At 71.4% G+C, this 12691-nt stretch carries 11 protein-coding genes, 1 tRNA gene and 1 pseudogene; 1 reads left to right on the top strand and 12 read right to left on the bottom strand.

Annotation, left to right across the window (positions count from 1 at the left end; genetic code table 11):
• Nucleotides 1–82 precede the first annotated feature (82 nt).
• From E1200_RS23960 to E1200_RS23935, 6 genes and pseudogenes are all read right to left on the bottom strand, one after another.
• Nucleotides 83–155 (bottom strand) — tRNA-Ala (locus E1200_RS23960).
• A gap of 81 nt (nucleotides 156–236) precedes the next feature.
• Nucleotides 237–899 (bottom strand): histidine phosphatase family protein, encoded by a 663-nt coding sequence (locus E1200_RS23955; protein ID WP_131954320.1) that lies wholly within the window; start codon nucleotides 897–899, stop codon nucleotides 237–239.
• A complete protein-coding gene (gene rsfS, locus E1200_RS23950) occupies nucleotides 892–1296 on the bottom strand; it encodes a ribosome silencing factor (RefSeq protein WP_131954319.1) in 405 nt (134 codons plus the stop codon). Before rsfS ends, E1200_RS23955 begins: the two co-directional genes overlap by 8 nt.
• A 149-nt stretch (nucleotides 1297–1445) precedes the next feature.
• Nucleotides 1446–2048: a nicotinate-nucleotide adenylyltransferase gene (gene nadD / locus E1200_RS23945; RefSeq protein ID WP_131954318.1), complete on the bottom strand. Its 603-nt coding sequence runs from the start codon at nucleotides 2046–2048 to the stop codon at nucleotides 1446–1448.
• Between the two features lie 49 nt (nucleotides 2049–2097).
• Nucleotides 2098–3387, bottom strand: a complete 1290-nt coding sequence (locus E1200_RS23940; protein WP_207933517.1) for a phenylacetate--CoA ligase — start codon at nucleotides 3385–3387, stop codon at nucleotides 2098–2100.
• A gap of 118 nt (nucleotides 3388–3505) precedes the next feature.
• Nucleotides 3506–4684 (bottom strand): annotated as a pseudogene (locus E1200_RS23935) (RNA-guided endonuclease TnpB family protein); the annotation flags it as partial.
• 131 nt (nucleotides 4685–4815) lie between these two features.
• Here E1200_RS23935 and E1200_RS23930 point away from each other — a divergent pair.
• A complete protein-coding gene (locus E1200_RS23930) occupies nucleotides 4816–5850 on the top strand; it encodes a M48 family metallopeptidase (RefSeq protein ID WP_131954316.1) in 1035 nt (344 codons plus the stop codon).
• 59 nt (nucleotides 5851–5909) lie between these two features.
• On the opposite strand, the gene E1200_RS23925 is transcribed toward E1200_RS23930, so the two are convergent.
• The 6 genes from E1200_RS23925 to rplU form a co-directional block, all read right to left on the bottom strand.
• Nucleotides 5910–7661, bottom strand: a complete 1752-nt coding sequence (locus E1200_RS23925) for a TIGR03767 family metallophosphoesterase (protein WP_131954315.1) — start codon at nucleotides 7659–7661, stop codon at nucleotides 5910–5912.
• A gap of 83 nt (nucleotides 7662–7744) precedes the next feature.
• On the bottom strand, nucleotides 7745–9001 hold the full coding sequence (locus E1200_RS23920; protein WP_131954314.1) for a glutamate-5-semialdehyde dehydrogenase: 1257 nt from the start codon (nucleotides 8999–9001) through the stop codon (nucleotides 7745–7747).
• A 15-nt stretch (nucleotides 9002–9016) separates the two neighbouring features.
• Nucleotides 9017–10126 carry a glutamate 5-kinase gene (gene proB, locus E1200_RS23915; protein ID WP_207933516.1) on the bottom strand — a complete coding sequence of 370 codons (1110 nt, stop codon included), beginning with the start codon at nucleotides 10124–10126 and terminating at the stop codon, nucleotides 9017–9019.
• Between the two features lie 27 nt (nucleotides 10127–10153).
• Entirely contained in the window at nucleotides 10154–11545 is a 1392-nt protein-coding gene (gene obgE / locus E1200_RS23910; RefSeq protein WP_131954313.1) for a GTPase ObgE, read from the bottom strand.
• Between the two features lie 80 nt (nucleotides 11546–11625).
• The gene (gene rpmA, locus E1200_RS23905; protein ID WP_021595697.1) at nucleotides 11626–11883 is read right to left on the bottom strand and encodes a 50S ribosomal protein L27; all 258 of its coding nucleotides are present in this window, start codon (nucleotides 11881–11883) and stop codon (nucleotides 11626–11628) included.
• 13 nt (nucleotides 11884–11896) lie between these two features.
• Nucleotides 11897–12211 carry a 50S ribosomal protein L21 gene (gene rplU, locus E1200_RS23900; protein WP_131954312.1) on the bottom strand — a complete coding sequence of 105 codons (315 nt, stop codon included), beginning with the start codon at nucleotides 12209–12211 and terminating at the stop codon, nucleotides 11897–11899.
• Nucleotides 12212–12691 lie beyond the last annotated feature (480 nt).

Genomic DNA, 12691 nt, shown 5'->3' with positions numbered 1-12691 from the left:
TTCCAAGGGTTCGCCCCCCTGGGAGAAACGACGAGGAGTGGCGGCCCACGCTCTCCGTGGGCACACCACTCCTCACTACTCGTGGAGCTATGGGGATTCGAACCCCAGACCTCCTCCATGCCATGGAGGCGCGCTACCAACTGCGCCATAGCCCCGCCGCTGCGTGGACGTTCATCCCGCAGCGCCTGGCCAGTGTATAGGACGGCGGAGGCAGGTCTCGAATCGTTTCGGGTGTGTCAGGTCCCCGCGTCGGGCCGGTCGTCGCTGAGGACGGGCTCGGGCAGCGTCCCGGCGTTGTGCTCCGTCAGACGCCAGCCGCCGTCGCGCATCTCGATGACGACGGACCAGCAGCAGTTGGACAGGCCGCCGAGGCGTTCCCAGGTCTCCTCGGGCAGGCCGAGGAGGTGGGACATGCCGAGCCGCAGGGCCGCGCCGTGCGAGGCGACGACGAGCTGGCCGGTGGGCGGCAGTTCGTCGAGGGCGCGTTCGAGGGCGGCGCCGACGCGTTTGGCCACCTGGACGCTGGTCTCACCGCCGGGCGGCTGCCAGGCGGCGTGCTCGGCGGGGTAGCGCTCGCGGATCTCGGCGGAGGTGAGGCCCTCCCAGGCGCCGCCGTCCCGCTCGATCAGGTCGTCGTCGTAGCGGACGGGAAGCCCGGTGACGTCGGCGAGGGCCTGGGCGGTCGCGGCGGCCCGGCGGAGCGGGGACGACAGCAGGGCCGTGGGGCGGAGCCCGGCGAGGAGCCGGGCGGCGCGCCGGGCCTGTTCGACACCGGTCTCGTCGAGTGGGATGTCGGTCTTGCCCTGGAAGCGGCGTTCGACGTTCCAGGACGTCTGGCCGTGCCGCCAGAGGACGAGGCGCCGCTTGCCGGGCTCGCGGGCCGGGCGGGCGTCAGTCACTCGGGCTCCCGACGGCGCGGGTCCGCTGGGCGGTGACGCTCTCGGGCAGTTCGAGGGCGGGGCAGTCTTTCCAGAGCCGTTCGAGGGCGTAGAACATGCGGTCCTCTTCGTGCTGGATGTGGACGATGATGTCCGCGTAGTCCAGCAGGATCCAGCGTCCTTCGCGCTCGCCTTCGCGGCGGACGGGCCTCGCGCCGGCCTCTTCGCGGAGGCGCTTTTCGACCTCGTCGACGATGGCGCGGACCTGGCGGTCGCTGGGGGCCGAGCAGAGCACGAACGCGTCGGTGATGACGAGCTGCTCGCTCACGTCGTAGGCAAGAATGTCGTCGGCCAGCTTGTCGCCCGCCGCCTCGGCGGCGATCCGGACGAGCTGCGCCGCCCTCTCGGATGCGGTCACGATGCGCTCGCGATCCTCCCTGTAGGGGTCGTCTCCACCAACACCTTCTCACGGGTACCGGTCGTCGGACCTCTTTGTCGCTGTACGACCGCAATGCCGATGCGGTCCCTGCGCTTCCCAGGGTATGCGCCGGGTGGGACGGGTGTTCATCACTCCGCGGCGTCGCGGTAGAGGTCGCGTTTGCCGATGTACTGGACGATGCCGTCCGGGACCAGGTACCAGATGGGTTCGCCGGAGTGGACCCGTTCGCGGCATTCCGTGGACGAGATGGCCAGCGCGGGGACCTCCATCAGGGAGACCCGCCCGTTGGGGAGTCCGGGGTCGGCCAGCCGGTGGCCGGGGCGGGTGACGCCGACGAAGTGCGCCAGTTCGAACAGTTCGTCGGTGTCGTGCCAGGTCAGCATCTTCTCCAGCGCGTCGGCGCCGGTGATGAAGAACATGTCGGTGTCGGGGCCGTGGATGCCGCGCATGTCGCGCAGGGTGTCGACGGTGTAGGTGGGGCCGGGGCGGTCGATGTCGACACGGCTGACGGAGAAGCGGGGGTTGGACGCGGTGGCGATCACGGCCATGAGGTAGCGGTCCTCGGCGGGGGTGATGCCGTGGTCCCGCTTGTGGGACGAGATGCCGGTGGGCACGAAGACGACCTCGTCGAGGGAGTAGAAGTGCGCCACCTCGCTCGCGGCCACGAGGTGCCCGTGGTGGATCGGGTCGAAGGTGCCGCCCATGATCCCCAGTCGCCGCTTTTGCGTCATGCCGACGAGAATAGCCAGCGGGCCGGGGGCCCGGAACGAGGGGCGGGCGTCAGGCCAGGCCGGGCAGCGGCGGGCCGCCGTCCTCCCAGGAGACGACGCGGACGGCCTTGCCGACCTCGACCCTGGGCACGGTGCCCGCGGGGAGGACGAACACCTCGGCGGTCAGCCCGAGCGCCTCGTGCAGGGCGTGGACGAGCTCGTCCCGGGGATCGCCGTCCGACAGTGCCTCGCACGCGACGAGGAGCCGCACGGACGGCGTGCGGCGGTCGACGACGAGCTGGTAATGCGGCCGGACCTTCCCGGAGCCCAGCAGGACGCGCTCCACCTCGCTCGGGTACACGTTGACGCCCCGGATCACGATCATGTCGTCGACCCGGCCGAGCACCTTGCTCATCCGGGTCAGGGTCCGCCCGCAGGGGCACTCGCCGCGGTCCAGGGACGCGATGTCGCCCGTCCGGTAGCGCAACAGGGGAAGTGCCTGCTTCGTCGGCGTCGTGAACACCAGCTCGCCGGGGGTGCCGTCCTCGACCGGCTCACCCGTCCCGGGGTCGACGGCCTCGACGATGAAGTGGTCCTCGTTGACGTGCAGGCCGTTCTGCTCCAGGCATTCGGTGGCCACTCCCGGGCCGATGACCTCGGACAGCCCGTAGATGTCCATCGCCTTGATCGGCAGGACGTCCTCGATGGCGGTGCGCAGTTCCTCCGACCAGGGCTCCGCGCCGAACAGCCCGGCCTTCAGCGCCGGCGCCTCGACGCCGGCCTCCGCAAGGGCCTCCCCGAGCCGGAGCGCGTAGGCGGGGGTGCAGGTCAGGATGTCGGCCTGCAGGTCGGTGAGCATCCGGACCTGCCGGTCGGTCATCCCGCCCGACATGGGCACCACGGTCGCGCCGAGCGCGACGCCTCCCTGGTGGAGGCCGATCCCGCCCGTGAACAGGCCGTAGCCGTAGGCGTTGTGAACGATGCTCCCGGGCGACGCGCCCGCACACGCGAGGGAACGCGCGCACATGGCCGCCCACAGGTCGAGGTCGGCCTTGGTGTAGGCGACGAGCGTGGGACGCCCGCGCGTGCCGCTGGACCCGTGCACAGCCGCGACCTGGTCGCGGGGCACCGCCAGCATCCCGAACGGGTACCCGTCCCAGAGGTCGCGCTTGGTGGTGAACGGCAGGTTCCGCAGGTCGGCGAGCATCACGTCGGAGCCGCCGGCGACCCCCGCTTCCTTGAGCCGCCGCCCCTGCACGCCGTCCGCCGCGAGCAGCCGGTCGACGAGCCCCCACAGCCGGTGCCGCTGCAGCGCGGCGCGCTCGTCGGGGGACATCGCCTCGGCGCTGGGATCGAACATGGGTCTCCTCCCGGACGGGGCCGGAGCCGGACGGTGAACCCGCGCCGGGGAACCCTGCGGCTCGGCGGTTCGTCGGAACTACCATGCCAGACTTGGCTTCTCCCCTGTTGAAAGGAAATTCCTGCTTCGTCGCCGATCGCCCGCTCGGAAAGAAGTCTCCCCGTTGAGGTCTGACAACGGCTCCACAGGCGTTTCACCTCTCCGCCAACCCGACGGCGAGGAGGTTACGGGCCGCATTCACGTCCCGGTCGTGAACCGCTCCGCACAGGCATGCCCACGTGCGGACCCCCAGCGGCATGGCCTCCTGGACCGCGCCGCACTCCGAGCAGCGCTTCGACGAGGGGAACCAGCGGTCGATCACCACGAGCTCGCGTCCATACCAGGAGCATTTGTACTCCAGCATCGACCGCATTTCTCGCCAGGCCGCGTCCGTGATCGCGCGGGCGAGACGATGGTTGCGGACCATGCCCTTGACATTGAGATCCTCGATCACGACCGCTTGGTTCTCACGGACGAGCCGAGTCGTCAGCTTGTGCAGGAAATCTCGACGCCGATCGGCGACCTTCGCGTGGATGTGTGCAAGCCTGAGCCTGGCCTTGGCATGGTTTGCCGATCCGGGCTGCTTCCGCGACAACGCACGCTGCGCCTTGCGCAGCCTTCGCCGATCGCACCGCTCGTGGCGGGGATTGAACACCTTCTCCCCCGCGGAGGTGGTGACGAGGGCCGTGATACCGGCATCCAGCCCCACCGCCTGCTCCGTCGGCTCCATCGGCCGAATGGTGACCTGGCACAGCAGGCACACGAACCAGCGACCGGCCGCATCGCGCGAGACCGTCACCGTCGACGGCGTCACCCCGTCCGGCAGGGGGCGCGACCACACGATGTGCAGCGGCTCCTTCATCTTGGCCAAGGTGAGCCGGCCCTCGGTGTACGCGAAGGCCGATCGGGTGTACTCGGCGGACGCGCGCGATCGCTTACGCGACTTGAATTTCGGGTGCCCGGCCCGTTTGGCGAGATGGTTGCCGAAGGCGGTCTGCAGGTGACGCAACGCCTGCTGCAGGGGCACGCAGGAGACTTCGTTCAAGAGCGCGAGCTCGCGGTCCCGCTTCCAGCCGGTCAGCATCGCCGACGACTCCTTGTAGGTCATCGGCCGCCCGCCGCGACGGGCTTGGACGCGCGCTTCCAGTGCCATGTTGTAGACCAGCCGGACACAGCCGAAGGTACGGCTCAGGTGCTCGGCCTGGTCCGCTGTCGGGTAGAAGCGGTACCGGAAGGATCGTCGGAAACTGTGTGTCACGACGCTGGCACTGATCGCACATGCGATCGATGGCACGGTATTCGTACGCTTCCGCCCATCCGAAGCCACCGGGCCGTGCCGCCGCTACACCGCCCACCTGCCTGCAGTTCACCCTTCTCGGGAGGTCAGACATGACGGAGAACACACCGGATCGAGCACGTACGCGGTTCCCGGGGATCAGTTCCCGGGCCTATGAACATCCGGCGGACCGGTCGGCGCTGGTGGCGCTGCGTTCGCTGTCCGGGTTCGACGTCGTGCTGCGCAAGATGTCGGGCCTGGTCAACGAGCGGTCGCTGCGGCTGATGTTCCTCGGCGGGACGGTCCGCGTGGGCGAGGACCAGTTCCGCAACATCTACGACATGGTGCGGGACGCCTCGTACGTCCTGGACATGCCGGACGTGCCGGAGCTGTACGTCCGGCAGGACCCGACGCCGAACGCGATGGCGCTCGGCTCCGACAAGCCGTTCATCGTGCTGAACACCGGGCTGATCGACCTCATGGACGACGAGGAGCTGCGGTTCGTCGTCGGGCACGAGGTCGGGCACATCCTGTCCGGGCACGCGGTGTACCAGACGATGATGCAGATCCTGCTGCAGCTCGGGTCGCGGCTGGCGTGGCTGCCGCTCGGCAACGTCGGCATCGCGGCGATCATCATCGGGCTGCGCGAGTGGTTCCGGAAGGCGGAGCTGTCGTCGGACCGGGCCGGGCTGCTCGTCGGCCAGGACCTGGACGCGGCGAAGCGCGTGCACATGAAGCTCGCCGGCGGCGTCCGGCTGGGCGAGATGAGCAGCGAGGCGTTCCTGCGGCAGGCCCGCGAGTACGACGAGGCCGGCGACGTGCGCGACGGCGTCCTGAAGTTCCTGAACCTGCTCGGGCAGTCGCACCCGTTCGCGGTGATCCGGTTCGCCGAGATCGACCGGTGGGCGCGCGGCGGCGAGTACCAGCGCATCCTCGCCGGGGACTACCCGCGCCGCGCCGACGACGGCAGCGCGTCGGTCGGCGACGGGGTCAAGGAGGCGGCCCGGTCGTACCGGGAGTCGTGGGAGCGGACGGCCGACCCGTTCGTCGGGAAGGTCCGCGACATGGCGGACGCGGCGGCCGGTGCGGCCGGTGGGCTGTTCGACCGGTTCGCCCGGCGCGACAGCGGGCCGACGACCCGCGGCTGAGCGGACGCGAAGCCGGCAGGGCCGCCGCGGTACGGCCGCGGCGGCCCTTTCGCGTCCGCCTAGAACGGCGCGGGGATGAGGAGTTCGACGTTGCGGTCGGCGGCCTCGCCGCGGCGTTCGGTGTCGCGGTCCTGCCAGTCGTTGCCCGCCAGCTCGCGGGCCAGCGACGCCAGCCGCACGGGGTCGTCGAGGCGTCCGCCGTAGGACGCGGGGCCCGCCGAGTCGAGGATCGTCGTGAAGATCGACAGGGTGCCGTCGCCGTTGTCGGCGAGCTCGACGATGCGACTCTGCTGCGGGAAGTCGATGTGCGCGGCCGTGTTCACCTCCCAGAAGCCCCCGCTCCCCTGCCGGGTGTGCGGGATGACCTCGTTGCGGTGCGTGTGGCCGTTGACCCACAGGATGACGTTCGGGTAGCGCAGCAGCAGCGCCTTGACCTCGTCGCCGAGGACGCGGTCGCCGCCCAGGCCGTTCTCCATCGACCCGATCGGGTGGTGGCTGAACAGGACGAACAGGCGGTCCTTCGCGGCGGTCCTGACGGGTGAGCCGTCCGGCGCGAAGTAGCGGCTGCTGCCCGCCTTGAGCTGGGCCTCGAGCCACGCGAACTGCTTCTTGTCGAGAGACCCCTCGGAGTAGCCGTTCTGGTTGACGGTGTCGAGGACGAGCCCCCGCACGATGCCTTTGTCGAACGCGTAGTACGCCGTCCCGTCGCGGAGGTTCGCCCAGGTGAAGCCGTGGCCGCGCAGCGGCTTGCTGGTCTTGAAGTGCTCGGCGACGACCTCGGCGCGGGACAGCAGTCGCCGGTTCCAGTCGGGCGTGACCTGGCGGAACAGGCCCCCGGAGGCGCCCTGCTCCCGGCTGAGGCGGACGAGTTCGGCGGCGTCGCCCTTGCTGACCATCCGGGCGAGGCGTTCGGCCTGGCCGCCGTCGGCCGGCGCGCCGATCTTGATGCCGCCGGTCGCGAGGCCCGAGATGAGCGGATTGACCGGCAGGTTGCCCTGGATGAGGCCGTCGTGGTTGCCGAACACCGCATACCACGGGGACCGCAGGCCGGTCGCCTGGAACGGCCTGCGCGCGGCGTCGAGCAGGCCGTTCACCCGCGGGAAGCCGTACCGGGCGATCGGGAAGTCGGTGCCTGCGCCGGGCGGTGCGCCGTCGGGGTGCCAGTAGGCGCGGTCGTAGGCCGCCCAGTCCATGACGCCCTCGTACCGGTTCGGATCGCCGGAGTCGGGACGGACGCGCTCGCCGTCCAGCAGGTCGATGATCCAGCGGACCTCGTTGTACTGGGCGTTGTCGGTGGTGTCGCCGGTGTTGATGGTGAACGCCAGCCCGAGGCCGGTGGCGGGGCCGCGGCCGACCCGGTTCATCGCCTGCACCATCGCCTCGCCGACCTGCGTCGACAGGATCTCCTGCGGGCGGTAACCGCCCTCGGGGAACCCGCCGATGATGTCCCGGAAGCGGTCGATGAACTCCACGCGGGCCGGAGACTGCGCGTCCAGGACGTGCACGTCCGTGAGGTGCCCGAACGCCAGGACGCCGCGGCGGGTGGCGGCGCGGCGCGCGGACGCGGCACCGCCCAGGTCGCGCCGCAGCAGGTACGGCTCGCCCGGCGCGGTGATCACGGGCCGGTAGCCGCCGGCGCCCGCCGCGCCGAGCACGTACGTCCGGTCCAGGGTGGTCCCGGTGACGGGGCCGCGCAGCGCGGGCGCGGCCGCTGCCGGGCGCGGCGGGAAAGCGGTAAGTCCGGTGGCGGCGACGCCCGCGCCGAGGGCCGCGCCCTTCAGGACGCGGCGGCGGCTGTACTCACGAGTCACAATTGTGAATCAGACCACACCCCGCAACGTGACATCAATGGCGAAGATGTCACAACTTACCCGCCGCCGCGTCGGCGAAGCTGTCAGCCCCGCAGGTGGCCCTCACCGGTCACCACGTACTTCGTGGACGTCAGCTCCGGCAGTCCCATCGGGCCGCGGGCGTGCAGCTTCTGCGTCGAGATGCCGATCTCCGCGCCGAAACCGAACTCCTCGCCGTCGGTGAAGCGGGTCGAGGCGTTCACCATCACGGCCGCCGAGTCGACCAGCGCGACGAAGCGCTTCGCGGCGGGCTGGGACGCGGTGACGATCGCCTCGGTGTGGCCCGAACCGTACCGGCGGATGTGGTCGACGGCGTCGTCGAGGGAGTCCACGACGCGGGCGGCGATGTCCAGGGACAGGTACTCGGCGGTCCAGTCGTCCTCGGTCGCCTCCACGACGCCCTCGCCGTACGCCCGGATGCGGTCGTCGCCGTGCACCGTGACCCCCGCGCCCTGCAACGCCTCAAGCGCGCGCGGGACGAACCTGTCGGCGATGTCGGCGTGCACCAGGAACGTCTCCGCGGCGTTGCACACCGACGGACGCTGCGTCTTGGCGTTCAGCAGCACGTCCAAGGCCATGTCGATGTCGGCCTCGGCGTCCACGTACACCGCGCAGTTCCCGACACCCGTCTCGATCACGGGGACGGTCGACTCCTCCACCACCGAGTTGATCAGCGAGGCGCCGCCGCGGGGGATCAGCACGTCCACCAGGCCGCGCGCCCGCATCAGGTGCTTCACCGACTCGCGGGACGTCCCGGGGACGAGCTGCACCGCGTCCGCCGGCAGGTCGGTGCCGGCCAGCGCGCCCTGCATCACCTCGACCAGCGCGGTGTTCGAGTCGTACGCCGACGACGAGCCGCGCAGCAGCGCCACGTTCCCGCTCTTCAGGCACAGCGCGGCGGCGTCCACGGTCACGTTCGGGCGGCCCTCGTAGATGATCCCGACGACACCGAGCGGCACCCGCACCTGCCGCAGCTCCAGCCCGTTCGGCAGCACGTTGCCGCGCAGCGTCTCCCCCACCGGGTCCGGCAGCGCGGCGACCTGGCGGACCGCGTCGGCGATCGCGGCGATCCGCTCCACCGACAGGCTCAACCGGTCGATCATGTACTCGGAGATGCCGTTGTCGCGGGCCCGCGCGACATCGGACTCGTTCGCCTTGACGATCTCCGGGGCGGCAGCGACCAGCGCGTCCGCGATCCGGTGCAGCGCGGCGTCCTTCGCCGCACGCGACAGCGGCGCCAGCCCCGCCGCGGCCTCCCGGGCGCGCCGCGCCACCCGCAGGAACTCCTCGCGCTCGCTCATCACAGCTCCTCAGTCTCAGTCGGCCAGGACCACCAGGTGGTCACGGTGGATTATCTCGCGCTCGTACTCGACGCCCAGTTCACGGGACAGCCACCGGGTCGAGCGGCCCATCAGCTCGGGGATCTCCGACGCGTCGTAGTTCACCAGCCCCCGCGCGACCACATGGCCGCCGGTGTCGCACAGGTCGACGGGGTCGCCGGCGGCGAAGTCGCCCTCCACGCCCGTGACGCCCGCGGGGAGCAGCGACTTGCGGCGCCGCACGACCGCCTCGACGGCGCCGGGATCGAGCATGACCCGTCCCTGGCCGGTGGTGGCGTGGGCGAGCCACAGGTCCCGGGTCGACAGGCGGCGCCCCTCCGCCGGGTGGAACAGCGTCCCGACCTCGTCTCCCGCGAGGGCCTGCGCGGCGGACGCGGCGTTCGTCAGCACCACCGGGATGCCGGCGATGCGGGCGGCCTCGACCTTGGTGACCATGCCGCCGGTGCCGACCCGGCCGGACCGGCCGAGCTTGACCTCCCGCAGGTCGTCCGGCCCGCGGACCTCGCCGACGCGGCGGGCGCCGGGCTGGCGCGGGTCGCCGGTGTAGAGGGCGTCCACGTCCGACAGCAGCACCAGCGCGTCCGCGCGGATCAGGTGGGCGACGAGCGCGGCGAGCCGGTCGTTGTCACCGAACCGGATCTCGTCGGTGGCGACGGTGTCGTTCTCGTTCACGATCGGCAGCACGCCGAGGGCGAGGAGCTGCGCGAGCGTGCGCTGCGCGTTGCGGTGGTGCGAGCGGCGCATCATGTCGTCGGCGGTCAGCAGCACCTGCCCGACCGTCAGCGCGTGCCGCGCGAACGACGAGGTGTAGCGGGCGAACAGCTGGCCCTGCCCGACGCTCGCCGCCGCCTGCTGGGTCGCGAGGTCCCGGGGGCGGCGCGTCAGCCCCAGCGGCCCGAGCCCGGCGGCGATCGCGCCGGACGACACGAAGACGATCTCGGTGCCGTCGGCGCGGCGGCCGGCCAGGACGTCCACCAGCGCGTCGATGCGGCCCTCGTCGATCACGCCCTCGGACGTGGTGAGCGACGACGAGCCCGCCTTCACCACGATCCGGCGGGCCTTCGCGATCGCCTCGCGGTCGGTCATGAACGTCTCTCTCCTCGGGGTCCGGCGTTACCCGCCCAGGCGGCGGTCCGTGCCGCGGGGGCCGGCCGCGCCGCCGCCCGCGACGATCTCCGGCTCCCAGTCGAAGACGACGGAGTCGTCGATGGTCCCGATCAGGACCGTGGCGCCCGCGGCCGCGCCCGCCGCGGCGAGCGCGTCCTCCACGCCGAGGCGCGCGAGCCGGTCGGCGAGGTAGCCGACGGCCTCGTCGTTGGTGAAGTCGGTCTGCCGCAGCCAGCGGACCGGCTTCGCGCCCGTGATCAGGTACGTGTTGTCGCCGACCTCCTTGACCTCGAAGTCGGCGCGGCCGGCGACCGGCTCCGGCCGGATGACCAGGCGCGTCGGCTCCGGCGCCGGCAGCGACGCGCGGTACTCCTCCACCATCGCCGCCATCGCGAACGACAGCTCCCGCAGCCCCTCGTGCGTGGCCGCCGACACCTCGAAGACCCGCAGCCCGCGCGCCTCGAACTCGGGCCGCACCATCTCGGCGAGGTCGCGGCCGTCCGGCACGTCCACCTTGTTCAGGACGACGAGGCGGGGCCGGTCCGACAGCGGCCGGTCGCCGAGGACGCGGTCGTACGCCTGCAGCTCGCGTTCGATGACCTCGAAGTCGCTGACCGGGTCGCGCCCCGGCTCCATCGTCGCGCAGTCGAGGACGTGCGCGAGGGTGGACGACCGCTCGATGTGCCGGAGGAAGTCCAGGCCGAGGCCGCGGCCCTCGCTGGCGCCCTCGATGAGGCCGGGCACGTCCGCGACCGTGAACGTCGTGTCGCCCGCGCGCACCACCCCGAGGTTCGGGATCAGCGTCGTGAACGGGTAGTCGGCGATCTTCGGCTTGGCGGCGGACAGCGCCGCGATCAGCGACGACTTGCCCGCGCTGGGGAAGCCGACGAGCGCGACGTCCGCGACGCTCTTCAGCTCCAGGACGACGTCGCGCGCCTCCCCCGGCTCGCCGAGCAGCGCGAACCCCGGCGCCTTGCGCTTCGCGGACGCCAGCGCCGCGTTGCCGAGGCCGCCGTTGCCGCCCCGCGCGATCACGAAACGGGTGCCCTCCCCGACCAGGTCGGCGAGGACCTCGTCGCCTTCCTTCACAACGGTGCCGTCCGGGACCGCCAGGACCACGTCGGCGCCGTCCGCGCCGGTGCGGTGACCGCCCTGCCCCGGCTTGCCGTTGCCGGCCTTGCGGTGCGGACGCCGGTGGTAGTCCAGCAGGCTCGCGGTATTGGAATCGACGACGAGGACGACGTCGCCGCCGCGGCCGCCGTTCGCACCGTCCGGCCCCCCGAGCGGCTTGAACTTCTCCCGGTGGACCGACGCGCAGCCGTTACCGCCGTTGCCCGCGGCGACGTGCAGCACCACCCGGTCGACGAACTGCGCGCCCGATCCCGCTCCAGCGGCCACGGTGAATCTCCTCGATGAAATGGCGAAGGGGCGGACCGAAACCGGTCCGCCCCTTCAAAAACGTCTGGTGCCCAGGCGGACTATTCCGCCGGCGGGACGACGCTCACGGCGTTGCGGCCCCGGTAACGGCGGAACTCCACCGCACCCGCGACCAGCGCGAACAGCGTGTCGTCACCGCCGCGCCCGACGCCCGGGCCGGGGTGGAAGTGGGTGCCGCGCTGCCGGACGATGATCTCGCCCGCGTTGACGACCTGGCCGCCGAACCGCTTCACGCCGAGGCGCTTGGCATTGGAGTCGCGACCGTTACGGCTGGACGATGCGCCCTTCTTGTGTGCCATGTGACCGCTCTCCTTACTTCCCGGACTTGATACCGGTGATCTTGACCTCGGTGTAGGGCTGACGGTGACCCATCCGCCGCTTGTACCCGGTCTTGTTCCGGTAGTGCATGATGTTGATCTTCGGGCCCTTGACCGCGCCGACGATCTCTGCGGTCACCTCGTAGCGGGCGAGGTCGGCCGCCTTGCTGACGACGTCGTCGCCGTCCACGACCAGCAGCGCCTGAAGCTTGACGGTCGAACCGACCTCACCGGCCAGCTTGTCGACGGTCAGCACGTCATCGACGGCGACCTTCTCCTGCCTGCCGCCTGCGCGGACAATCGCGTACACCGCGGAAACCTCTCGTCTGCGCGCGCTTCCGGAGTCAACCGGTCCCACGCGTGGCTTACCAGCCCCCGGGCGGGGGCCTACCCCCGGCACCGGGCCGAGGGCGGCACACCAGAGGAGGACCCCTGGCGCTCTCTGCTTGATCTCACCGGATCGGCGAGGTGAACACCGAACGGACCCGGAGGGGTTCGCGGTGCGAGTTCAGGCGACGCGCCGACGACGCGCCGAAAGTCAAGGGTACCGGATGCCCAGACCCGATGCGACTTCTCCCAGGGGGGCGACCCCCTGGAACCCCCGTTGCGCACGGCGGGCCGTTTCTCGATCCGCTGCGCGTCTCGTGAAACGGCCCGCCGTGCGTCGGGTCGTGCGACCTCCGGCCGCACGACCCGTGGGGTGATCACAGGTGAGCACCACGTGGCCTTTGGCCGGACGGTGGGGCCGCCCGGCCTGTTGGGGGTTAGTCGGCCTCGGCTGGGGTTTGGT

The organism is Actinomadura sp. GC306 (assembly GCF_004348665.1).
GTDB lineage: Bacteria > Actinomycetota > Actinomycetes > Streptosporangiales > Streptosporangiaceae > Spirillospora.
This window is presented reverse-complemented; position numbering and strand designations above follow the sequence as displayed.